This is a genomic window from uncultured Phocaeicola sp., from assembly GCF_948499155.1.
Taxonomy (GTDB): Bacteria; Bacteroidota; Bacteroidia; order Bacteroidales; family Bacteroidaceae; genus Phocaeicola; species Phocaeicola faecalis.
On record NZ_CAOOSE010000002.1, the window covers coordinates 171,034 to 192,752 of the forward strand.

General features: G+C 42.8%; 21 protein-coding genes. 4 read left to right on the forward strand and 17 right to left on the reverse strand.

Annotation, left to right across the window (positions count from 1 at the left end; all coding sequences use genetic code 11):
• Window positions 1–7: 7 nt before the first annotated feature.
• Window positions 8–1,930, forward strand: coding sequence for a toprim domain-containing protein (locus tag QYT14_RS02610; RefSeq protein ID WP_288324236.1), 1,923 nt, complete (start codon window positions 8–10; stop codon window positions 1,928–1,930).
• A 158-nt stretch (window positions 1,931–2,088) separates the two neighbouring features.
• On the opposite strand, the gene QYT14_RS02615 is transcribed toward QYT14_RS02610, so the two are convergent.
• Window positions 2,089–2,328, reverse strand: coding sequence for a DUF4248 domain-containing protein (locus tag QYT14_RS02615; RefSeq protein ID WP_005940567.1), 240 nt, complete (start codon window positions 2,326–2,328; stop codon window positions 2,089–2,091).
• Window positions 2,329–2,538: 210 nt separating this feature from the next.
• Between QYT14_RS02615 and QYT14_RS02620 the strand changes: the two genes are divergently transcribed.
• The 3 genes from QYT14_RS02620 (at window position 2,539) to QYT14_RS02630 (ending at window position 3,660) form a co-directional block, all read left to right on the forward strand.
• Entirely contained in the window at window positions 2,539–3,012 is a 474-nt protein-coding gene (locus tag QYT14_RS02620; RefSeq protein WP_005940569.1) for an HU family DNA-binding protein, read from the forward strand.
• A gap of 68 nt (window positions 3,013–3,080) precedes the next feature.
• A complete protein-coding gene (locus tag QYT14_RS02625) occupies window positions 3,081–3,185 on the forward strand; it encodes a smalltalk protein (RefSeq protein WP_005940571.1) in 105 nt (34 codons plus the stop codon).
• Window positions 3,186–3,204: 19 nt separating this feature from the next.
• Window positions 3,205–3,660 carry an N-acetylmuramoyl-L-alanine amidase gene (locus QYT14_RS02630; protein ID WP_005940574.1) on the forward strand — a complete coding sequence of 152 codons (456 nt, stop codon included), beginning with the start codon at window positions 3,205–3,207 and terminating at the stop codon, window positions 3,658–3,660.
• A gap of 255 nt (window positions 3,661–3,915) precedes the next feature.
• Here QYT14_RS02630 and QYT14_RS02635 read toward each other — a convergent pair whose 3' ends face one another.
• The 16 genes from QYT14_RS02635 to QYT14_RS02710 form a co-directional block, all read right to left on the reverse strand.
• Complete coding sequence (locus QYT14_RS02635) at window positions 3,916–4,209, reverse strand: nucleotidyltransferase family protein (protein ID WP_117463100.1); 294 nt, start codon at window positions 4,207–4,209, stop codon at window positions 3,916–3,918.
• A 152-nt stretch (window positions 4,210–4,361) separates the two neighbouring features.
• Window positions 4,362–5,492 (reverse strand): glycosyltransferase family 4 protein, encoded by a 1,131-nt coding sequence (locus QYT14_RS02640; protein ID WP_288324235.1) that lies wholly within the window; start codon window positions 5,490–5,492, stop codon window positions 4,362–4,364.
• A 2-nt stretch (window positions 5,493–5,494) separates the two neighbouring features.
• The gene (locus QYT14_RS02645) at window positions 5,495–6,478 is read right to left on the reverse strand and encodes a glycosyltransferase family 2 protein (protein ID WP_288324234.1); all 984 of its coding nucleotides are present in this window, start codon (window positions 6,476–6,478) and stop codon (window positions 5,495–5,497) included.
• Between the two features lie 59 nt (window positions 6,479–6,537).
• The gene (locus QYT14_RS02650) at window positions 6,538–7,335 is read right to left on the reverse strand and encodes a glycosyltransferase (protein WP_270535159.1); all 798 of its coding nucleotides are present in this window, start codon (window positions 7,333–7,335) and stop codon (window positions 6,538–6,540) included.
• On the reverse strand, window positions 7,332–8,135 hold the full coding sequence (locus tag QYT14_RS02655) for a glycosyltransferase (protein ID WP_288324233.1): 804 nt from the start codon (window positions 8,133–8,135) through the stop codon (window positions 7,332–7,334). The genes QYT14_RS02650 and QYT14_RS02655 overlap by 4 nt, the downstream gene beginning before the upstream one ends.
• Window positions 8,128–9,192 (reverse strand): EpsG family protein, encoded by a 1,065-nt coding sequence (locus QYT14_RS02660; protein WP_270535161.1) that lies wholly within the window; start codon window positions 9,190–9,192, stop codon window positions 8,128–8,130. The genes QYT14_RS02655 and QYT14_RS02660 overlap by 8 nt, the downstream gene beginning before the upstream one ends.
• A 5-nt stretch (window positions 9,193–9,197) precedes the next feature.
• A complete protein-coding gene (locus QYT14_RS02665; protein WP_270535162.1) occupies window positions 9,198–10,412 on the reverse strand; it encodes a glycosyltransferase in 1,215 nt (404 codons plus the stop codon).
• Window positions 10,413–11,048: 636 nt separating this feature from the next.
• Window positions 11,049–11,462 (reverse strand): adenylyltransferase/cytidyltransferase family protein, encoded by a 414-nt coding sequence (locus QYT14_RS02670; protein WP_270535163.1) that lies wholly within the window; start codon window positions 11,460–11,462, stop codon window positions 11,049–11,051.
• Window positions 11,459–12,595, reverse strand: a complete 1,137-nt coding sequence (locus QYT14_RS02675) for a CDP-glycerol glycerophosphotransferase family protein (RefSeq protein WP_270535164.1) — start codon at window positions 12,593–12,595, stop codon at window positions 11,459–11,461. Before QYT14_RS02675 ends, QYT14_RS02670 begins: the two co-directional genes overlap by 4 nt.
• Window positions 12,586–13,566 carry a glycosyltransferase family 2 protein gene (locus tag QYT14_RS02680; RefSeq protein ID WP_288324232.1) on the reverse strand — a complete coding sequence of 327 codons (981 nt, stop codon included), beginning with the start codon at window positions 13,564–13,566 and terminating at the stop codon, window positions 12,586–12,588. Before QYT14_RS02680 ends, QYT14_RS02675 begins: the two co-directional genes overlap by 10 nt.
• A gap of 59 nt (window positions 13,567–13,625) precedes the next feature.
• Window positions 13,626–14,708, reverse strand: coding sequence for a glycosyltransferase (locus QYT14_RS02685; protein WP_288324231.1), 1,083 nt, complete (start codon window positions 14,706–14,708; stop codon window positions 13,626–13,628).
• Window positions 14,709–14,719: 11 nt separating this feature from the next.
• Entirely contained in the window at window positions 14,720–15,889 is a 1,170-nt protein-coding gene (locus QYT14_RS02690) for a glycosyltransferase (RefSeq protein WP_288324230.1), read from the reverse strand.
• Between the two features lie 97 nt (window positions 15,890–15,986).
• Window positions 15,987–17,102, reverse strand: a complete 1,116-nt coding sequence (locus tag QYT14_RS02695) for a glycosyltransferase (RefSeq protein WP_288324229.1) — start codon at window positions 17,100–17,102, stop codon at window positions 15,987–15,989.
• Complete coding sequence (locus QYT14_RS02700; RefSeq protein WP_288324228.1) at window positions 17,099–18,643, reverse strand: hypothetical protein; 1,545 nt, start codon at window positions 18,641–18,643, stop codon at window positions 17,099–17,101. The genes QYT14_RS02695 and QYT14_RS02700 overlap by 4 nt, the downstream gene beginning before the upstream one ends.
• A gap of 15 nt (window positions 18,644–18,658) precedes the next feature.
• Entirely contained in the window at window positions 18,659–19,333 is a 675-nt protein-coding gene (locus QYT14_RS02705) for a CpsB/CapC family capsule biosynthesis tyrosine phosphatase (RefSeq protein ID WP_288324227.1), read from the reverse strand.
• A gap of 6 nt (window positions 19,334–19,339) precedes the next feature.
• Window positions 19,340–21,712: a polysaccharide biosynthesis tyrosine autokinase gene (locus tag QYT14_RS02710; protein ID WP_288324226.1), complete on the reverse strand. Its 2,373-nt coding sequence runs from the start codon at window positions 21,710–21,712 to the stop codon at window positions 19,340–19,342.
• Window positions 21,713–21,719 lie beyond the last annotated feature (7 nt).

The window sequence follows — 21,719 nt, forward strand, 5'->3', positions numbered from 1 at the left end:
AATTGATATGAAGCCTTATTATTCTCTTTCAGACTTCCCCGACCGCAAAAGCGCGGGAAAGAATTTTGTTGCCGTATGCCCCAAATGCGGAACACCCCATCTGTCCATCTCCAAAGCAAAAGGTGTGTACCACTGCTTCTACGCAGGATGTAACTTCAACGGCATACTGACCGACTTCTGCAAGGCAGACCGCCCCATGTTCCCGCAATATGCCGCGGGAGCTGCCGGATATGCCCCGACCCGCAGCGGCAACAGATACAAGACTGCCCGAAACGATGCTCAAAGCACGTTGGGCGAAGTGCCCATGCTGCCCTCGGACTACAAGCCCCTGACCGCCGAAGTGGTGCAGAAAATCAAACCCCTCACCGACTCGCCCGACTGTACCGACCCCGACCAGCTCGCCGCGCGCCGCTACCTCCTGGACCAGGGCATCTCCCTCGCCACCGCCATCACAGCCCGGATAGGCTGCCTGCGCCATTACTGCATCACCAAGGACAGCGAGAACAAGAGCGAACAGGCATCCAACGTATTTCCCTGCATCGCCTACGTGAACTATGTGGACGGACACCCCGTCAACGCCAAGTACCGCTCGTGCAGTCCATCGCCCTCGGCCAGGCAGGAAGAGGGAAAACCCACCGTCTACAGCAAGTTCTGGGGACAGGACTCACCCACCACGCCTTGCGCCCCTTACAACATCGACTGCCTCAATCCGCTGCTCGTGGAGGAAGAAACCATTCCGCGGGTCATCGTGGTGGAAGGCGAAAAAGACACGCTGGTGCTGGCAGAAGCCGGCTACCGATATGTCATCAGCGTACCGTCGGGAGCCGCAAGCGACTTGGGCAAATCCTTCGAAGCGTTTCTCCCATGGCTGGAACAGGTGGACCACATCGTGGTCTGCGGTGACACCGACCTGCCCGGCCGCATACTCACCAAGCGGCTGTCGGACTACTTCAACGCCCGCTGCCTCTTCGTCACCCTGCCCGGCGGATGCAAGGACATAGGCGACGTGATGCTGCAATACGGCATCGAAGTGGTGCGCAGTGTCATCGACGGAGCAAGCGTACGCCACACCACCGATATCATCACCGTGGCGGAGCGAAGGGATGAAGTCATCCGTGTGCTCCACGGCGAATACGACCACGGTTACAGCGTGGGCTACGGCCCGCTGACCGACCGCATCTTCCATCCCACCGACATCGGCGGGCTCATCATCGTAACCGGCATGCCCAACAGCGGCAAGACCGATTTTCTGAACGACCTGACCTGCCGCATCATGCAGCAGACCGACCGGTTTGTATGCTATCTTTCCTTTGAGGTTCCCGACAAGAACAAGCACATCGCCCGGCTGGTGAGCCTGATGCTGGGCAAAGCCAACACCACCGCCTATACCGACGGACAACTGACGCCCTATCTTGACTTTCTGGATACCCACATGATTCATCTGGATATGCACGAAGTACCGCCCACGCCCGAAAACATCCTGAACCGTGCCGACCGGGTGCGCCGCACACATCCGTTGAAATATCTGGTGGTAGACCCCTATCTTTTCATCGAAACACAAAGCGGCAACGGCGAAACCGAAACGCAGAGCATCAAGGCAATGCTCACCAAGTTTCAGACATGGGGACGTGTAAATCACATCTGGGTGGTCATCGTGGCGCATCCGCGCGGACTGAAGACCGTGAACGGCCGGAACGAACTGGAAGCCATCAATATGTACACCATATCGGGCAGTGCGAACTGGGCAAATCTGGCAGATTTCATCCTCACCGTCTCGCGTATATCGGAGCCCGACCGCGCCTTTACGCGCATAGACATGCTGAAGGTACGCGACCAGGAACTTTGCCGCACAGGAACCGTGTATTACACCCGCCGTCCCTGCGGACGCTATGAAGAGCACGAAAGCGAAGAGGAATGCCGCGCGGAATAAAGGCCGTCCACACGAACGTATGCATCGCCTCATGCGAACGTATGTGTGGGGCTGCGCATATATATGCGTGAGGCTGCACGTATATACGTGTAAGCCCATGCATACGTCCGCGTTTCCAACCATACGGGGATGCCAACAGACAGACACCGGGTCTGTCCCTACGGCCTTCCCAAATACCGGAAAATCAGCTCCACCTGTACCGAATTGAACATCCGCTGCCGGTCGGTATACCCCGAATCCGCCAAAGCACGGTAAAGCACCTTGTGGTGATGCACCCATGACGACAGACGGTTAAGTGCAGCCACCGGAGTGATATCGGGAGCGTATGCCACCGCCAAGTCTCGTTTGTAATAAGGTTTCACCGGCCATCCTTCCCTCTCGTCTTCTCTCTGATTCATATCATTTTTCTATTTGATTAATAGAACAAATGTAATGAAAATCAACCATATAGCCAACTATATAAAGTGCTTTAATTCATCTTAATTCATACTCTGTCATACTTTGCCACAGCACTTCACAGGCATTCATAGCTTTTCATTTTTCCGTTCCTCCGCAATGCTATCTTTGTCATGTTCAATTAATATTAATCTTTTAAAAACAGTAACATTATGGCATTAAATTACAGTGTTTCATTACGCCCCAATCCGTTGGAAAGGGAAGCATCTCCAAAGGCTTACGCCACAGCTCAGATGAACGGTGAACTTTCGTTGAAACAGCTCAGCAGACGTGTGTCCTCACAGACCACCGTGAGCCGCGCCGATGTAGTGGCAGTTCTTACTGCCACCGTAGACAATCTGCTGGAAGCCCTGAAAGAAGGCAAACAGGTAGACTTCGGCGATTTAGGCAAGTTCCGTCTTCAAATCACCAGTCGCGGAGCCGACAGTCTGGAGAAGTTTACCGCCTCGTGTATCACCGGCATCAACATCCAGTACGTCCCCGGAGAAGACCTGAAGACCATTTTCGGCAATCTGGAATTCCAGCCCGTTGCCAGCCGTTCCGCACAAGCAGCCGCACTGCGTGCCGAGAAAGAAGGCAAAGTGGTGGAAGACCTGCTCAAGTCCAAGGAAGAACCGGCTGTCTAGACCGTAGGGGCGGACCCGTGTGTCCGCCCTAATACAAAAAATTATGTATCATTTTAAACCCCACTGTTATGGAAAAACCAAAAGGAAAATCAACCTGGAGCATCATTATCAAAGTAATTATTGCAGTAGCCACCGCCATAGGCGGTGTGCTGGGTATTCAAAGTTGTATCTGATTTTTAATCCTTAATAAAAATGACTTACGACAACATCAGTTCACAGTATCAAAACTACCGGCGCATTGCCTTGATAGTAGTTCACTGTTCTGCCACGCGCGCCGACCGCAGCTTCCCGGTGGAAGCTCTCCGCCGTTGTCACGTGCAGGAACGCGGATTTGCCGATATCGGCTATCACTTCTACATCACCCGCGACGGTATCACCCATGTCTGCCGCCCGATAGACCATATCGGCGCCCATGCCCGCTGTTTCAACGACCACAGCATCGGAGTGTGTTACGAAGGCGGTCTGGACGAACAGGGACAACCTGCCGACACACGGACCATGGAACAGAAAATCGCGCTGATAGCACTGTTGCGGCAACTTCGGCTGGATTATCCCGAAGCCCGCATTGCAGGACACAACGAACTCTCTACGAATGTTCACAAGGCATGCCCTTGTTTCAAGGCAAGCCGGGAATATAAGGATTTATAAAATTGTTTCTATTAGTGGAAGGCTTCCGGTGTATGCCGGGAGCCTTTTATGATTACTTGCCATAAATTCCACTTCTGCGGACTCGTCAACAAAACAAGTATATTTAGACTATCTTTAAATCATCCATCATCCGCGTTATCACTTGATGTAATTGTGGGATGTCTTCTTGGCAAATACGATAAATTTCATCAGCATCTACATCAAAATAATAAAGATTCCTGTATTAGCTCTAGCGTATGGAAAGCAATCAACGTATCATACATAAACCCCCTCCTTTTGTATCTTTTCACGTAAAAAAGAATCCATCTTATCGCGTAACCGCACTATGTCTACTTTACAATCAAGCAATTCTTCTAATTCTTGCTTTATACCTGCCAAAGCGAAAAATCCGTGGAGCTTTCCTTCTACATAAATATCAACATCACTTGTGGGTGTATGTTCATTGCGAGCTACCGAGCCAAAAATTCCCATACGCAAAATACCATATTTTGACGCATTTTGCTGCATATAGCTATGCAATAAGGTAATGTATTCCGGTAATGTTTTCATTATAGCTTTATTCTTTGCAACAAAGAAACGAATTCCTTTTCAGATTTCCTATCACAACAACATTTTTTAATCAAAAGAGCTTCACAGTCAGCATCTAAATAACTGTTTCTATCCTTATAAGGCTTCCGGTGCATGCCGGGAGCCTTTATTTTTTAAAGGCAAGTGTCGTAAAAATCATATAAACACTTGTGCACAAATCCCTGCTCATACCTTGAAGCAATCCACTTACGGGCATTCCTTGCAAGGATATCGCGATAGCCGGCATCAAGCATACGCTTCATGGCATCATAAAGAGCATTCGCATCTTTTGATGGAACAATCGTACCATTTACACCTTCTACGATTATCTCGTTAGCACCATTAATATCAGTCACAACCTGTGGGAGCCCCATTGCTCCGGCTTCAATGACCACATTCGGAAAACCCTCGCGGTACGAAGCAAGTACAGCCACATCGGATGCAGCAAACCAAGGACGCACATCACTCTGAGAACCTACACTTTCAATGGCATCATTATTTTTAATGAGAGAGAGAGTTTCAGGTTTAAGAGGATCAAGCTTTTCCTCATAACCACCCACAAGAATCAAACGTGTATCAGCATTTTCCCTGTTCAATTTGACAAAAGCTTCCACCAATTCATTGATACCCTTATCTCCCACTATACGACCTACAGCAATAAAAGTACAAACACCCTCTTTACGCAACCGACCGGCCTGTTCCATAACCTCCGGTGTCCTGTCAAAACGTTTCAAATCTATTCCGCGACAGTTTCCGTAGCCCAATACTTTAATTGGCTTCTTTGTAATTCCATTATTCAAAAGATCGTTTTTTACTCCTTCTCCTTCAGGAATAATATGTGTGGCACAGGCACAAGTAAGCCGGTCTGTCATCATAAGAATCTTCCTTTTCCCTCCAACAGCCGTAGGAAACACCAATCCGGTAAAGGTATGCACACGTACAGGCACACCCGCCATCCACGCAGCCATCATACAGAGCAACCCCGCTTTGGGAGTCATGGAATGTACCATCTGTGGTTTTTCCCTACGGAATGTACGCCATAACTGCCACAAAGACTTTATATCTTTAATCGGTGAAATATGGCGTTCCATATTCACTTCTATACACTTTATATCGGGATGGGACTTATATATTCTTTCCCATTCGGGACCGGGAGATGACAATAAAACTACTTCATATTTCTTTTGCAAATCGGAAAGCATACCTGCAACAAAACCTAAAGACTGAGGCACTGTACAGGCACGAATTATTTTTTGTTTATTCATCCTTATTTGTATAAGAACTTTTTCATTTTAAACATTAACACAAAAAGCCATCCCAAATGATACTTTACCATACGGAAGCGAAAACGACCTTTTGCCGAAAATGCATTCAAGTCAAGTTCATGAATAATAGACTCTGAATCTTTAAAAGTATTATTATATCGACGTAAATTAGCAAAACTATCTGTCACAAGATTTATTTTCGCCAAAAATTGGAAAGCTTTTACAGTTTTATCAAAATCTTTTGCATCAGGCTTAGACTCGAAAAAATCAGTTAAATGCTCTGCAATGCTTATCATCTGTTCTACCTGTTTAATTCCATATCCTGAAGTCATAGCATTTATATTCGTTCTATTATAATGATAATAGCAGTCATTTGCATATGCTATTGTCTTTGCATAATAAAACACACGTGTTAATAAACCATTGTCTTCCCACATATTCAAACCAACCCAAGGTAAAATGTCATATTTCGTATATATACTACGACGCACTAACTTATTACATGTAGACATATGACAAGTTGATTTATACCAAGAACATAATAATGATTTACCATCTATATTATGTAATTCATTTTTACAAATTTCATTCCCTTTCAAATTCTCATATACAAAACCACATACTACTACATCTGCATTATCCTTAACAGCTTTATTATACATAATTTCATATAAATCAGGATCTACCCAATCATCACCATCACAATGAATAACATATTGTCCTGTAGCCTCAATTATCCCACACCGTCTAACGGCGGACAAGCCACTATTAGACGGTATCCTAATAATTCTCGTCAACGTATTTCTTGCCGGATATTTTTTAAGCGTTTTCTTTATAACTTCTACAGAATTATCTGGACTACAATCATCGATAAATAAAATTTCTAAGCCATCAAGTGTCTGTTCAAACAATGATGTCGCACACTTTTCTATATAACCAGCAACATTATATACAGGTATTATTACTGTTACTTTCGCCTCTCTCATATTAAATAGCTTATATTAACGGACTTCTGATGCACATATATCATCAAATTCACACTTGACTATTTCTTTAATTTCCTTAATGTGGGAATCAAAAATGGTGGAACCAATATCTTAGATAAACTCTTCAAAATTATCAAATAAGGATACTTAACGTTCAATCCCTTGAGAATTTCCCAATGCATCTTTACTCCTCTCAAGCGATCTTTAACTCTACGTCGAGCTATAGCATTCTTATCATCACGCATCATATAAAGTATCTCCTGAATATTATATCCCTTTAATCCAGAACGATACATTTTATACCAAAGATAAAAATCTTCTGCTCGTTCAACTTTTTCACCAGTTGTATAACCATTAACTAGATCATATGCTGATTTCCTAACCATACAAGGAGCGTGACAGAATGGAGCACAATCCCTAAAATCACAATTTTGAGGATACTCAATGGCTTTTCCTTTGCGCCAAATGCCATGTTCATCAAAATGTGCCATAGGAGTACTAACAAAAGCAAATTCTGGATGCAAATCCAAAAAAGCAATTTCCTTCTCAAAACGTGTTGGCAAAGAAATATCATCACCATCCATACGAGCTACATACTCTGTATCAGCATATTTTAAACAATGATTGAGCGTAGCGGCAAGTTTAATATTCCGTTCATTCTGTATCACAACATAATTAGGATGCGTCTCCGCCCATTTTAGTGCAACTTCTAGCGTATTATCCTTTGATCCATCATCACAAAGCACAACTTTAAATCTTTTATACGTTTGAGACTCCAATGATTCAAGAGCTTCTATTAAAGTGTCGGCACAATTGTATATGCCCATAATTACAGTTATACGAGGTAATTCACTCATAAGCATCTTTTTAAAATACGACTTATTTTCATTATCCATTTCTCACCAAATAAACCTATCAGCTTGTTTTTAAGTATATGTAAACGCCAACTGAAAGTATTATGGTCTATCCAAGAGCAGGAATAATGATGAATAGAAACTGTATTGTCTGTCAGAGTGATAATTCCCGTAGTTGAATCCATCGGGCAAAAGTAATCTACGGGATATATCGTCACACCCGCCACCTGTTGCAACCGATGTTCTTCCACTAATCCATGCTTCCGAAGCAGAGCTGTGGTGTAATCCACCACCGTGCCGTCTTCCACTGAAAAATGCTCTTTCGCCTGATAAAACTCGAGCAATTCATGCAGCAGGCCAAGGCCCGGGGCAACCCCGAGGCCAAGACCCGGAGCAACCCCAAGAGCAAGCCCCGATTTTACACCTACTGCTTTCACAGTCGATACAGAACCTTCTTCCTGCAACTTAGTAGCCAAACTCTTCTCAAATGCCATAAAGTTTCCGGCAGCTACGATATGATCCATATTTCGGATAACTTCCACATCTGTATCAAAGTATAATCCTCCTTCGCGATAAAGCACCTCAAAGCGTGCATAGTCACTTACAAATGCATATTTCTTTGCTTGATACGCCTCACGCACATAAGGACAACAATTCACATCAAAATTACTCTCATTCCACTCTTTTATCTCATATCCGGGCAAATACTTTTTCCATGATGCAATACATTTTTGTGCATCTTCGGGAAGGGGATTACCGCCCAACCAACAATAATGAATTATTTTAGGTATCATATTAAGCATAATAAATAAAAGCCATAAACAAGGTGAAAGCCAAATGTAGCAATACCACTTTTTTTCGTATCAACACCAATGGATGAGTTTCATCTCCAATAGCATAACAAGGATAAACCAACAATATGGGATACATGAACCACGACAAATAAGCAATACGATTAGTAAACTGTGCATACATGCAAAGCATCCATATTCCATTACAAGTTAAATATATGTTTAACATTGTATCATATAGTTTATCCTCCAGTTGATATTTAAATTTCACATAGTAGCCCATAATAACAGGCATTGCACTATATATCACAAAGTCTAAACGGAAACCGCTTTTTCCTCCCCAATCCTCGTTAGGATTCCAATTGAGATAGCCTGCACCCGATTCATCTGTCATCCCGGCAAACAAATTCTGAAAGAAAGAGACATGCCCGACAGCCATTAACAGACAGAACAACCACCCATAGAAATACCATTTTTCATTCTTAAAAACCAATGTCAGCAAATAAGCAGCTACCGGCATTTGCATGGAATGGTGAAAACCCAATGACAAAAGCAAAAACAAAATAGAAACCACAAGCTGTTTCCGATATGCCAATGCTACCAAAAATAAAGAAGCAGCTGCCCCTGCCTTAATACCATTCGTACCATACGAAAAAGTAGAAAATGCAGCCAAGCAAACCAAGAATACAATTAATGTATTAGATGGAAACAGTTTACGACAAGTAACAAACATTCCTATAAAATAAATGGCAGCCATCAAGCCAAAGAAAAAGGTTGCGTCAGGAAACACACTACCCATGTATTGATAAAGGTTATCAAACAACAAGTTTGTCGTTTTCCAATCAAATCCCCACCAAGCACCTCCCCACCAATTAGCGTAATTAACCATATCCACAAAAAGCACTGATACAGGACGAAATCCTATAAAAAGCACCATAAAAAAACATAGAAACATACTACCCAAACTTCCCTCTTTTTCGTTTAAACTTCTTAAACGCTGCACTTCCGACAGCGTCAAAACAGTAATAATCAGAAAGTAGATATACTTATATAAAAATGCGGGAACCATATTTTTCACTTATCATTTATCAACGAATAAATCTTCTCCACCTCCGCTTCATTACCGAAATCATGTATGCGAAGATGCGACACAATCTTATTTCTCAGCTCGCTGTTGTTTATAAAATCCACTATCCCCATAGCTGTCTGTACCTCATCAAGCGGCACAATCACTCCATCCATACCATGGGTTATCTGACTTTTGGCGGTGGGATAGTCAGTGATGACCACCGGCTTGCAAAGCATTTGTGCCTCACGCACGGTGACACTTTTCCCCTCATAAATACTAGGCTGCACATAAATGTCGCATGCCTTGATATAAGGATAGGGGTTGCTTTTCTTACCCAACAGCTTCATGCGGTGACGCATGCCGTACTTGTCAAGAGCCTCCTGAATTTCTCTGTCGGGACCGTAACCAATGACGTACCATCGGAAATCAGATCCCAACCGTTCCATCTCGGCACAAATGTGTGGAATACCTTCTATTTTTTTTTGAGGAGAAAAGCGACCTATCGTGAGTATTTTCACTACGCCCGGTTCGTCAGGCATTTCTGCTTTCACCTCGTCCAAATCTCCCTGCTGACGCACAAACAGTGGCGAGAGAATATTTTCTATCAACACTATCTTATCCTTCAATTCAGGAAATGTCTGTACAAAAGTATGAGTGCAGTCATCACTGATGGAAACCACATAGTCGAAAGCATTCCACACAGGTAACTCCAAATCATGATTTACATGGATGGTAGAATAATCAGTATGTATCCAGCATATCTTCTTTTTAGCCTTTACTTTATTGAGAACAATGTTGTGAGGCTGCAAAAAGCTTATCGCCAAATCATATTCACCCAAATGAGCCAAAGAAGGCAAAGCCCCTTCCACCGCATCTGCCACATACTGGAATACACTGGCATCATGTTGCCGCTGTTCGACAGTCAAAGTGTTAAGATATTGTTTGTGCTTATACTTTGCCCATATACGGCGCAAAGCAATCCCCACATGTCCTTCTTTGACAATGGTAGTAATAGGACGCTCAATACAAGTATATTCCGAAATTTCGGGCAGCAAATTCACCCATTCAGGAATAAGTGGCATAAACTCACCGGTATGCTGATTGACAAACAGGTCTATATCTACTTTATCAGGATTGAGAGACGAGAGTAAACCCAGCAGAGCACGTTCTGCTCCTCCAATCTCCAAATAGTGAATATTAATGAATATTCGTTTCTTCATTTATGTTTTATTATTCTTTTCTTCGTACAGTATAACCAATGATGTATTGCAACAGTGACAACTGAAATAGTAAATAAACAATTACAAACAACCCCATAAACATGAGTACTATTATAACAGAAACTTGTAAATAATAAACAACTTGTTCCACCTTAGACTCTCATCTTATCCAAGGAGAGAAAATGGATATAAACAAATATTCCCTAGCAGTTATTACCAATAAATTTAGTATATTTACTACCCATTTAATTATATTCAATCCATAAAAACGGCGAGAAACATATTGTAGAGACTACTATACTCCCTATCACACTTCGCCATTATCCCCTTCTACACGGCTACAACAAAGCTCCGTTTACCATAAAAAATACACAGAATATTGTCATATAACAAGTGTGCACAAGAAAGGGGAACATAAATCACCACTGCTCTATCTCCAGATACAGGAGCATGCATGACAATAACCATCAAACAAGCTACTACATGGATAACATCAAGATATAGGATGCGTTACTTCATTATTTTATTTTTCCAACAGGAAATATATTATTATTGACAAATTCCTTTTTATTTATAGTTTTCTCCTGATAAAAGGAAACAAAAATGCTATCTATGGAAATCTATCTCTTTTTGACATTACTTTTGATTGAGTACTTTTTCGCGAAGAATACTAGAAGACGTTCCTTGCGTATATGGAAAATATACCACTTCGGCACCATTTTTATTTAAATATTCCTCCACTTCAACAAACAGCGGTTTACCCTTCCAATCATCACCAACAAACATTTTATTGAATTTAAATTCGTTGAAAGCAGCAATTTTATCACGGTTCTTTTGTGGAACAACCTTATCAACATACTTTATTGCCTCTACTATCGCAGAGCGCTCCGCATAAGGAATAATAGGAAGTTTATTCTTGTAGCTTTGAACTAATTCATCGGTACTAACTCCCACGATAAGGTAATCACACTGCTCTTTAGCACGTTTCAATATGTTTAGATGCCCGATATGAAACATATCAAACACCCCTGTTGTATAACCTATTATCATAAACTATTCAATATTATGTTCGTTATTCTTTCGCTTGCTCTTCCGTCTTCAAACGAGCCAACATTCTCTATAAAAGCTTCATACCTTGCTATCGCCTTTTCCCTATCAAATGCAGCTACCTGTCTGCATAATTCCTCGTCATCCGTAGATACACTAAAAGGTAACTCTGATATCTTAAAATACAACCCACGGTCATTTTGAGTATAAGAATCCAAATCTCTTGCAAAGATGAAACAAGGACGTTTCATAAATAGATAGTCAAACATTAAAGAAGAATAATCAGTGATTAACACATCAGACACAAAAAGCAGCTCTTGGATGTCAGGATAGGTTGTCGCATCTATAAGAAAAGGATTGGAGTCTGTTAATTGAGATGAATAATTGCGTAAATGGGGATGCAGCCGCACCACCACCACCCAATTTGTATTTTCATATTTAGCTTCCAGTGATTTCAGTAGTCTTTCAAAATCTATTTCGTAGCATTCCATCGAATAATTTTTACGAAACGTAGGAGCATACATCACAATCTTCGCTCCTATCGGAATACCTAATGCACCTCTTACTTGAACAATTTTTGCTTTATCCAATGGCTGCAATAAGAAATCAATACGCGGCGTACCTACTTCTAAAATAGTACCATCATACCAAAAAGCCTGTTTAAAAATTGCAGTACTTGCTTTGCATCCTGAAATCAGATAATCTATACGCTTCGAATCAGCTTTAGCCATTTCTATGTATTCAGGATTTAAGGATTTTTCCGCATCCTTTTCTATCATTTTCAAGCGTAACGAGCTATGCCAAGTTTGAAAATACAATTGACCTCTACGCTTTTTAAAACTTGCTACTGTACGATAATTAGTGACAAAAAAATGCGCTGTTGCCAACTCGTAAAAATAACGCAATGAGTTATATTTCACCGTTTTTACATTCCCTACCGTTGGATAATTCCCGACAAAAGCCCATGTAACTTTCAATTGGGAAGCATTTTTTACAATATATTCGCTTAAATATTTTGGATTACAACCATATTGTGCTCCGTAATAGCTTTCAAATAATATTTTATAGTTATCAATAGGGCAAAAAGTACGGAAAATCCAATAAACACACTTCTTGAGCAACTCCTTCACAAGCATAATTTTTTCTTTATTCTTTCTAATACATAATACCATTTATACAGCAACATACTCTTCACTATTATTCTCAGCTTTCTTTTCTGTATGCTGTTCAGCTGGACGTTTTCTTGTAAATCACAGTCCGCTATGACGCAACGCAATCGGGCTGTAGCTGTTTTTTTTTCGTTATTTTTCAAATAGCGGCATATCATCCACGCGTGATCAATGCAGGTCTGAGCCATTAGACGTTTATGACTATCTGCCAACACCGGATAGTACGTCAGCAAAAAATCAAGACGTTCGGCATATCCATCCAGTATATCAAGGTTCTTTAGCTTATACTGAAATGAAATGCTACCATCCCTTTGTTCGTAATACACCACCGGGGCATTTACAACAGTCACCTTACGAGCACTGTGCAAAATACGATGAAACCAATAGGTATCTTCAAACAACCGTCCTTTGGGAAAGAGATACTTCTGCGCCAACTCGCGCCTTATCAGTTTGCCCCAAGCGAAGTTTTGATAATATTTACCCTCGATAAGCAGTCGTAAAGCCTCTTCGCCCCCTTCTACGGTAAATGTCTGATAGGGCTGGTCATTAAATAATGTAACATGATCGGAATAGTTGTAATAAAAGTTACCACACACCACATCGCTCCCAAGCTCTTTCGCTGCTTCCATTTCCGCTCGCAAACCATCTTTTACCAAATAGTCGTCACTGTCGAGATAGAATACATATTCACCGACAGCATGTGCCACGCCGTAGTTGCGGGCATCTGATAATCCTCCATTGGGCTTATGTAAAACCATCACATGAGATAACCTCTCGGCTATCTCATCGCACAAACGTCCACTACCATCGGTGCTACCGTCATCTACCAACAATACTTCATAGGTAATATTGTCACACTCAGCAATTACGCTGTCTATACAACGAACAAGGTAATCACGAACGTTATAAACGGGAATTACTACTGAAAGAAAGGTCATACTAACTGTATTTATTGTTTCAGATTAAATAAGTCGACTAACCCATGATAAAAACAACTTTAACAACCATTGGCTACGCAGCGATGCCACAGCCAGTATCCACTTCGTAGAGCGGGAAAGGAATCGACTGAATAATCAGCCTGCCTAATATTGGAGCAAAGCAATGAAACCAATATATCATACTGCCGCCTAAATTCACTCTTCCCGGCTATTTGCAAAAGCATATTCGCAACCAATGCTTCACGATTACATTCAGAATCTGTTGTATACTCTCCTTCATTAATATGAGTTTTATATACGCTCAAATATTTATCAAACGTTTGGATATCATAAAGTTGTTCCACCCCTATTCCACTCAAACCGCGATGCCACATACGGTGTATCACCTGCGTCAAATCAATATTAAAACAGTGCTCCAACAAATGTAGCTCCTTTTCCATTAACTCATATTTACAAACAATTTCATCAATTTTCTGACTATACTTCAGCGAAAAATGATACGGTTTGTAGTAGACATATCCGTTTCCCTCTATAACTTTTGCCGCACGGATGTACTTCAAATATTCGAGTACAAACAGATGACCTTCGCCTGCACGAACCATATGATTAAACCTCACCCCATTCTGACGAATAACCTCCATCAGAAAGAATTTAGCATGAACACCTTTCAGCACAGGAGAGTCTACGTATTGATTAAGAAACTCCGTCATACGCTTCTCGTTAAAAAACGCAGTATCACCTTCATGGTGAACAGACAGTATTCCACGATATTCAACGAATATTTCGGAAAGAAATGCCAATTGAAATTCATCCGCTCCTATTCCACGAATGAAACTTTCCAGAAACATCGGTTGAATCTCGTCATCGGCATCCACAAACGTGACCCACTTACCCGTCACACCATCCAGCCCTCTGTTACGCGCACTGCTCACCCCTCCGTTGGACTGATGAAAAGCTTTGATACGCGTATCCTTTCGAACATATTCATCACAGATTACCCCACTGCTGTCCGGAGAACCATCGTCTACTAACAATAACTCCCAATCTTGCCACGTTTGCATCAGCACACTCTCTATACAGCGGTCAAGAAATGCTTCTGCCTTATACACCGGCACTACAATTGATATTATCGGATTCATCATAAACTGATTTTCTAAACCATTATCATCTCCATCACTTTCTTTGCTTCGGTAACAGCAGTGGTATTCACCTCGCTACCAGCAGCTTGCGCTAAACGTTGTGCAAAAGCCTTATCCTTTATTAGGCGTTCCACCCCATCGGCAATCTGCTGTGCTGTCATCTCTACGATAAGTCCGTTTTTTTCATTTTCCAACTGATTGAAAGCCGTAGGAAAATTAGTACACACAATGGCACGCCCCAATATTTTAGCCTCAGTAACAGTCAGACCAAACCCTTCATAACGTGAAGATTGAACATAAACATCCGCTGCTTGAATATAAGGATAAGGATTAGGTTGCATACCTACCAAACGTATTTCTTTATCTACTCCGCGCTCTTTTGCCAACCGTTCAATTTCCTGCCGGCTAGGACCGTCTCCCACAAAAAACCACTGGAATCTGTAACCTTTATTTTGTAGTATTTTCGATGCTTCAATACAAAGGTCTTGACCTTTATTTTGAAGCATCAAACGTGCCACTGTCACAATGGTCACCACATGTTTGTCGGGCACCTCACCCCCGAAAGGCTCACTACCTTGCCTGCGAATTAAATCTTGATTTAATATGTCATACACGCAATGAAGACGTTTTTTATCAACAAGCCCTATCTTGAGTATAATTTCATACAATGCATTGCTCACGGCAATCACTCCATCGTAACGGTCATAAAACCGTTTTACATAACCTAACCGAAACTTGGTTTTCGTTATATCTACATTAATCCAAGCATACTTCTTATCTGCACTCACCTTTTCCAACACATACCAACATGGAAATCCCTGCTGATAAGCAATAGCTACATCATAATGCTCTTTGTGCGGACGGATGGCAGTACTACAAGTCATCCACTCCATAGTAGGAGAGTTTAGCGGTTGATGGCGATACTTGTTCACCCGCAACAAGATTGAGAATGCCATGCGACAAAGACGCAACCATACTTTTTGCAGCAATGTCTCTGCACCCGGTGTATAAGTTATCACCCTCACCTGTCTTGGCACGTAGCTCTCAAACACTCCGCCACGCCCCACAAGCATCAGTGTAACATCCACCTTGTCGTAGTTGAGCAACGGGAGCAGGCTGACTAAACTTTTCTCTGCCCCACCACATGTGAGGCTATCTATCATGAACAGAACTTTCTTTTTCATTTGGAATATATCGTTGCTTTCAATAATCGGTGATAAGCATAAGCCAGCAAGATACCCACTGGTAAATTGAGCAAAGCACATATCACTGCTTGCGCATCTAAGAGATAGGTGATAAACATTTAAGCAATCCCTTTACCCCTCCTGCTATTTCTCGAGCATTATATTCAACAACAGCATGCAAAGGAAGATAATCTTGTAACTGCTCAAATGCTCCTGTAAATGAAGTTGAAACAATGGGAAGATTAAAGATTTTCGCTTCAGCTAAAGTAATGCAAAATCCTTCGTGAGCAGAAGGTTGTACATAAATATCACAATGTTTCATCCAAGGATAAGGATTGGTTTGCAATCCGGCAAAGGTAACACGACTTTCCAGTCCTAGTTTCATTGCCTCCTCTTTGCATCTCTTTACATCTGTACCCGTTCCGACAAAGCACCAATATACATCTGCTCCACCATCCACCAGTTCTTTCAACGCATGGATAGCAGTTAACTGCCCTTTTTCGCTACTTATACGCCCCACCGTACAGATGATAATCTTTGCTTTTATATCTTGATAAGGATTGGGTATAACATTAGCTAAAGACTCTATACTTTCCCTATCAATAATATTATAGACAATAGAAGTACGCTGAGCAAACATTGGAAATTGCAAATCAAAGTGACGCTTACCTTCCGCCGAAACCACATTTATTTTATGGAAAGCAGAATAAACATTTTCTACAACCTTTCGGTCAACCGGAAACCTATCTACATCAAAATGAACCCACGTCCATTTTTCTTTTGCCTTCACTTTCTTCGCTACAAAATTGGCGGTAAACGCTGTAGGTCCGGCATAATCAATGGCAAGATCGTATTCACCGGGATAATCACTCAGTAATGTTTGCACATAATTATGGAGAGGCTGATATGATCTCCGCACTTTAGTCTGTATAAATATCAACAGCAAGCGTAAAGCCTGCAAAAATCGTCCTGATTTCATAGCATTTAAAGCGGATATATGAACAGGATTACGCACTAAGTTGCACACTCTCTTCCATTCTTCATGTTCCACTACCTTGACGTGCTTAGGCAAAAAAGCCAAATAGTCACCACGCTTCTCCCGTAACAACAATGTCACATCACAACTTTCAGACGGATATTGGGTCAGTTGTCCCAACAAAGCTTTTTCTACTCCGCCTACAGTCATCTCCAAAGCATATATAAAAATTTTCATTTAGGCATTTTACTCTTCAACACTGACTGCATCTTATTCCAAAAGAAAAGCCGTTCGCCCTGCGAAAGGCCAAAAACAACACAACACACACACGTCCACAAAACAGAGACAGGAACCATGATAAAGAATCGCACTCCTCCTTGCTCCATGAACTGCGCCAGAATAACAGGCAGAATAAATGAGGTGACAGAGACTATCAGGCAAGGATAAATGCAATCACGCAGATGTTGCTTCACTGAAAATGTCATCAAGCATTTGAGAACGTAAAAACGGACAAAATTGAGCAGAAAAAAATCAATGATATAGATAAGGTAACCCGACCACACCGGAGCCCCCATACGATAGGCAATCCATGTCAACGGAAAAATCACTCCCATAAACAGCGTGACATGAATATTGTATTGTTTCACTCTACCATCTGCCTGCACCAACTTAAATAGATTTTGTCCGGACGAGAAGGCTAAAGACTCAAACATAGCAAACCGTAGAAACAACGGAGCAAGCACAGGTACCTGCCCCAACCAAAGTTGCAATAAGGTTTCGGCTTCCATACAAACCGGAACGATGAAAATATACATCATCAGCCAAGTAAACTTGGTGCCTCTGTTTGCCAAAAGAATGGCATAAGCTTTATCACCCGCTGCATAGCTTTTGGTGATTTGTGGTGAAAATGCCATAGTAAAATTACCCACAAAACCCTGTACAACTCCGTTCACCGTCAGTGCCACCGAACGGGAAGCATTATAAACTACGCCAAAAAATACATTGACCAGCATACTAACCCCTTGCGTAGAAAACACATAAGCACCATGATTAAGCAGATTCCAACCGCTGAACACAGTGAGTTCACGCAACAATCCTTTGTCAAACGTCGTAGGACTGTAATGAGCCTCCTCGAAATGGCGTGCACAATACCATCCATAGAACGCACGCATCAGCAAAGCTACCGCCACTTGTAACAGTGCAAGCAATATCAATCTGTCACCACCATACATCATAATCAAAAAGCAGATGGCAAGTTTGAACGTAACATCCACAATGCTCATATAAGCATAGATAGTCATACGCTCATGAGCCACTATTAAAGCACCAAACGGAGTGCTGACAAGAGAAATCATCAGACTGATAATGGAGCAATGGAGCACCCAATTGGCCGCTATCATACGCCCTTCGGGAATGTTGGCTTCACTATTGAGAAACCAGACCCCTGCCACCTCAAGCACTACAGCTGCCAAGACTGCCATCACGATTTGCGCATTGATAGAAGTGGAGAACATCACTTGCAGCCGAGCACGATCACCCTTACCCAGTGCATAAGTGATATATCGTCCGATAGCTGCTGACATTGTAGAGGTAATGAGTGAACTCATTGCCACTATCCCCCCTACCACTGCATTAATACCATAATTATCAACACCCAATGCCTGAAGCATCACACGGCCGGTATACAGTCCCACAATCATCGTTATGAATGTGCGAAAATACAAAGCAAGGGTATTTTTAGCTATACGTTTATTATTTTGAGATATATCGCTTGACATTTGCTTCAATTATTGTTATTTTCTGATTTTCTCATTCAGCAAATTCTGAAAGAAAACCAAGGAATGAGTGTCGTTACCACACAAAGCATACATGCCTGCCTCTTGCAAGGCTTCCGCTTTTTTCTGCACATGCCTGCCATACATACCTGCCAACGAAGGTATATTCAACTGAAATGCTACTCCTGCCTGCTGTAAGGCTTTATAATCTGCCATCTGCATATATTCGTAGCGTTCGGGATGTGCCAGCAACGGATGATAACCTTTCTCTCGAATATGCTTCAACATAGAAAGCAATCTCATAGGAGGATTGAAATAGGAGGTTTCCACCAACAGGTAGCATTTTTCTTCGTGCAGAGGAAGAATATCGTCTGCCTCCAAACGCCGGACAAAAAGATTGTCCAGCATATATTCCGCTGCCAGTTCCAGCCGGATATTTCCCCGATAACTTTCGCACAACGTTCTGAAACGGGTCTTTAAAGCATCGGTGGTATTGGGAATATCTTCCATGATATGAGGGGTGAGCCATAGCTTACGAATGCCCTGCCGTTCCATCTCTTCCAAAATACGGAGAGACTCTTCGGCAGTGCGCACACCGTCGTCCACCCCCGGAAGGAGGTGGCTGTGACAATCGGTCATACCCTGCAGGATACCTTTAGAAGATACGGATATGTATCTGGAGAACGGCCACATAAAAAACTATTTACCGCTATGATAGTAAGAACCGTAGTGATAGCCGTAACGGTAACTGTAACGACCGTGGCTGCGTTCGGTTCCATTCAGAATCATGGCAAGATTCTTGAAACGCTTTTCGTGATAAATATTTTCCAGTTCGGAAAGCATGGAGCGTTCCAGTAAGCCGGCACGAACCACAAAGAGGGTACGGTCTGTCGCTTTCTCGATAACCTGTGTATCTGCCACAATGTCTATGGGAGGACAGTCCACAAAGATATAGTCGTAGCGGGTGCGGAGCTGTGCAAGCAGTCCGGCAAACTTTCCGTTTTCCAACAACTCTGTGGGATTGGGAGGCACGGTACCTACCGGAATCATCTTCAGATTGGCATATTTATCGTGTGAAACCAAAGTTTCTTCCCAGTTGCCAACACGTCCGCTCAGGTAGTCACTCAGTCCCGGTTGGGGAGAGTTGATATAGGCAGAAAGGGAGCCGTGACGCAAATCGCCGTCAATAAGCAGTACTTTTTTCCCTTTGAGGGCAAAACTGATTGCCATATTTGCCGACAGATAAGACTTTCCGCTGCCCGGATTGAACGATGTGACAGCAAATGCCGTAGCTTCCGAAGTGTTGGCTACCATAAAATCAAGATTGGAACGCAACACACGGAAGGCTTCGTTAATGACGTTCCGATTTCCTTCTTCCACCACAACAACATGTTTGTTGTGAAGCGGTTTCCGTCCGAAAATACTCTTTTTCTCACAGCCGTACAAGGGAATTTCACCGACCAGCGGCAGACTCAGATGCTCCAAGTCCTTTCGTCCGCGCACCTTGCTGTTCATGTTTTCTTTCAGAAAGATGACACCTGCAGGCACTGCCAGTCCGAGCGCAAAAGCAATCAGCAATATGTTCATTTTCTGCGGAGAAACCGGTGCCATGCTACCGCGGGGAGCAGTGATGACACGGGTGTTGTAAGCAGTGAATGCCTGTGAAAGTTCGTTTTCCTCACGCTTTTGAAGCAGGTAAAGATAAAGCTCCTCTTTTACCTTTTGCTGACGCTCCACACTGAGCAGGTATTTCGCCTGACTCGGATTGGAAGCCAACTGGCTGGTAGTGGTTACTTCCTGCTGACGGATGCTGCGTATCTGGGTATTCAGAGAAACTATCAGATTGTCTACCGACTGAATAATGGTGCGCTGCATACTCTGCAAAGAACTGGCAAGATCTTTCACCAACGGATTCTTTTCACTACTGTTATCTATCAACCGGTTGCGGTTCAACACCATATTGTTGTACTCGCTTATCTGACTCTCAATATTGGAATTGGCAATGCCCGAATTGGTAGGCAGCGGCTGACTCAGACTCTTTTCTTTCAATTCTTTCAGAATATACCGAGCGGTGGAAAGCCGGGTATTCAGCGTAAGCAGTTCTTTTTTGTTCTCTGCCGACTGAGCCATGTAAAGGTTGGATGCCGCCTGAACATCGGGTAACAAGTGTTCGCTTTTGAAGCTGGAAATATTCTCGTCCACATGTCCCAACTCGCTTTCGATTACACTCAAACGATCACCTATGAACTGAGAGGTGCTGACGGCAATCTGGTTCTTGTCTTGTATCCACTTTTCGTTGTACACCTCTATCAGGGTGTTCAGGATGTCTTCTGCCCTGGCTATGGATGTATCGTTGATGCTCAGATTAACGATGGTGGCTCCCTTGCTGCCCAATTCGACACGCAATGCATGAAGATAACGGTCGGCGGCACCATCTGCTTTACCCATGGCATAACGGATGGAAGTGCCGATGCAGGCATCGCTATAGAATTTGGTAGGAGAAATGAACAAAGTTCCCGCTGCAGTCTGTATGGAGTCGCCCATCCTGCCGGCAAAGGTATTTTCCGATTCCGCTCCGGCAACCTTCAGACCGGAAATGGTAAAGGCATCCTTGGAATCAATCCGAATGGTGAAGCTGACCGGTTTTTCCATCACCTCACCAAATGTCACCGCCACGGGATTTGCCTTATATAAATCTACATTTTTAAGTCCTTTGCGCACAGTGTAAGTTTCGTTCAGCCTCAGCCGGCGAACCACTTCGGTCATCAATGCGGGAGACTTTAACGTGAACAGCTCGTTATTGATATTGGTATTTGACCTGAATATACCCATATCGGAAAACTCGCTCATGGCTCCACCCGAAGAACCGCTTTTAGAATCGTCTTTCACCAAAATTGCCGCACTGCGGGTATAGATGGAAGGAGTGCTCATCAGACGCAGCACTGCCACAGACATGGTGACAAAGAGAGAAAGAACAAACCAACGCCATTTGGGAACAAACAGTCCCCACAGGTCTTGTATCCGTATAAAATCGTCGGCAGGCTTGCCAGCGGCAGCTTTTTTTTCTATCATATATAAT

What these genes read in the sequence shown, in the direction of transcription:
- QYT14_RS02610 (WP_288324236.1), top strand. Translation starts at nt 8, where the DNA reads ATGAAGCCTTATTATTCTCTTTCAGACTTCCCCGACCGCAAAAGCGCG.
- QYT14_RS02615 (WP_005940567.1), bottom strand. Translation starts at nt 2,328, where the DNA reads ATGAATCAGAGAGAAGACGAGAGGGAAGGATGGCCGGTGAAACCTTAT.
- QYT14_RS02620 (WP_005940569.1), top strand. Translation starts at nt 2,539, where the DNA reads ATGGCATTAAATTACAGTGTTTCATTACGCCCCAATCCGTTGGAAAGG.
- QYT14_RS02625 (WP_005940571.1), top strand. Translation starts at nt 3,081, where the DNA reads ATGGAAAAACCAAAAGGAAAATCAACCTGGAGCATCATTATCAAAGTA.
- QYT14_RS02630 (WP_005940574.1), top strand. Translation starts at nt 3,205, where the DNA reads ATGACTTACGACAACATCAGTTCACAGTATCAAAACTACCGGCGCATT.
- QYT14_RS02635 (WP_117463100.1), bottom strand. Translation starts at nt 4,209, where the DNA reads ATGAAAACATTACCGGAATACATTACCTTATTGCATAGCTATATGCAG.
- QYT14_RS02640 (WP_288324235.1), bottom strand. Translation starts at nt 5,492, where the DNA reads ATGAATAAACAAAAAATAATTCGTGCCTGTACAGTGCCTCAGTCTTTA.
- QYT14_RS02645 (WP_288324234.1), bottom strand. Translation starts at nt 6,478, where the DNA reads ATGAGAGAGGCGAAAGTAACAGTAATAATACCTGTATATAATGTTGCT.
- QYT14_RS02650 (WP_270535159.1), bottom strand. Translation starts at nt 7,335, where the DNA reads ATGAGTGAATTACCTCGTATAACTGTAATTATGGGCATATACAATTGT.
- QYT14_RS02655 (WP_288324233.1), bottom strand. Translation starts at nt 8,135, where the DNA reads ATGCTTAATATGATACCTAAAATAATTCATTATTGTTGGTTGGGCGGT.
- QYT14_RS02660 (WP_270535161.1), bottom strand. Translation starts at nt 9,192, where the DNA reads ATGGTTCCCGCATTTTTATATAAGTATATCTACTTTCTGATTATTACT.
- QYT14_RS02665 (WP_270535162.1), bottom strand. Translation starts at nt 10,412, where the DNA reads ATGAAGAAACGAATATTCATTAATATTCACTATTTGGAGATTGGAGGA.
- QYT14_RS02670 (WP_270535163.1), bottom strand. Translation starts at nt 11,462, where the DNA reads ATGATAATAGGTTATACAACAGGGGTGTTTGATATGTTTCATATCGGG.
- QYT14_RS02675 (WP_270535164.1), bottom strand. Translation starts at nt 12,595, where the DNA reads ATGCTTGTGAAGGAGTTGCTCAAGAAGTGTGTTTATTGGATTTTCCGT.
- QYT14_RS02680 (WP_288324232.1), bottom strand. Translation starts at nt 13,566, where the DNA reads ATGACCTTTCTTTCAGTAGTAATTCCCGTTTATAACGTTCGTGATTAC.
- QYT14_RS02685 (WP_288324231.1), bottom strand. Translation starts at nt 14,708, where the DNA reads ATGATGAATCCGATAATATCAATTGTAGTGCCGGTGTATAAGGCAGAA.
- QYT14_RS02690 (WP_288324230.1), bottom strand. Translation starts at nt 15,889, where the DNA reads ATGAAAAAGAAAGTTCTGTTCATGATAGATAGCCTCACATGTGGTGGG.
- QYT14_RS02695 (WP_288324229.1), bottom strand. Translation starts at nt 17,102, where the DNA reads ATGAAAATTTTTATATATGCTTTGGAGATGACTGTAGGCGGAGTAGAA.
- QYT14_RS02700 (WP_288324228.1), bottom strand. Translation starts at nt 18,643, where the DNA reads ATGTCAAGCGATATATCTCAAAATAATAAACGTATAGCTAAAAATACC.
- QYT14_RS02705 (WP_288324227.1), bottom strand. Translation starts at nt 19,333, where the DNA reads ATGTGGCCGTTCTCCAGATACATATCCGTATCTTCTAAAGGTATCCTG.
- QYT14_RS02710 (WP_288324226.1), bottom strand. Translation starts at nt 21,712, where the DNA reads ATGATAGAAAAAAAAGCTGCCGCTGGCAAGCCTGCCGACGATTTTATA.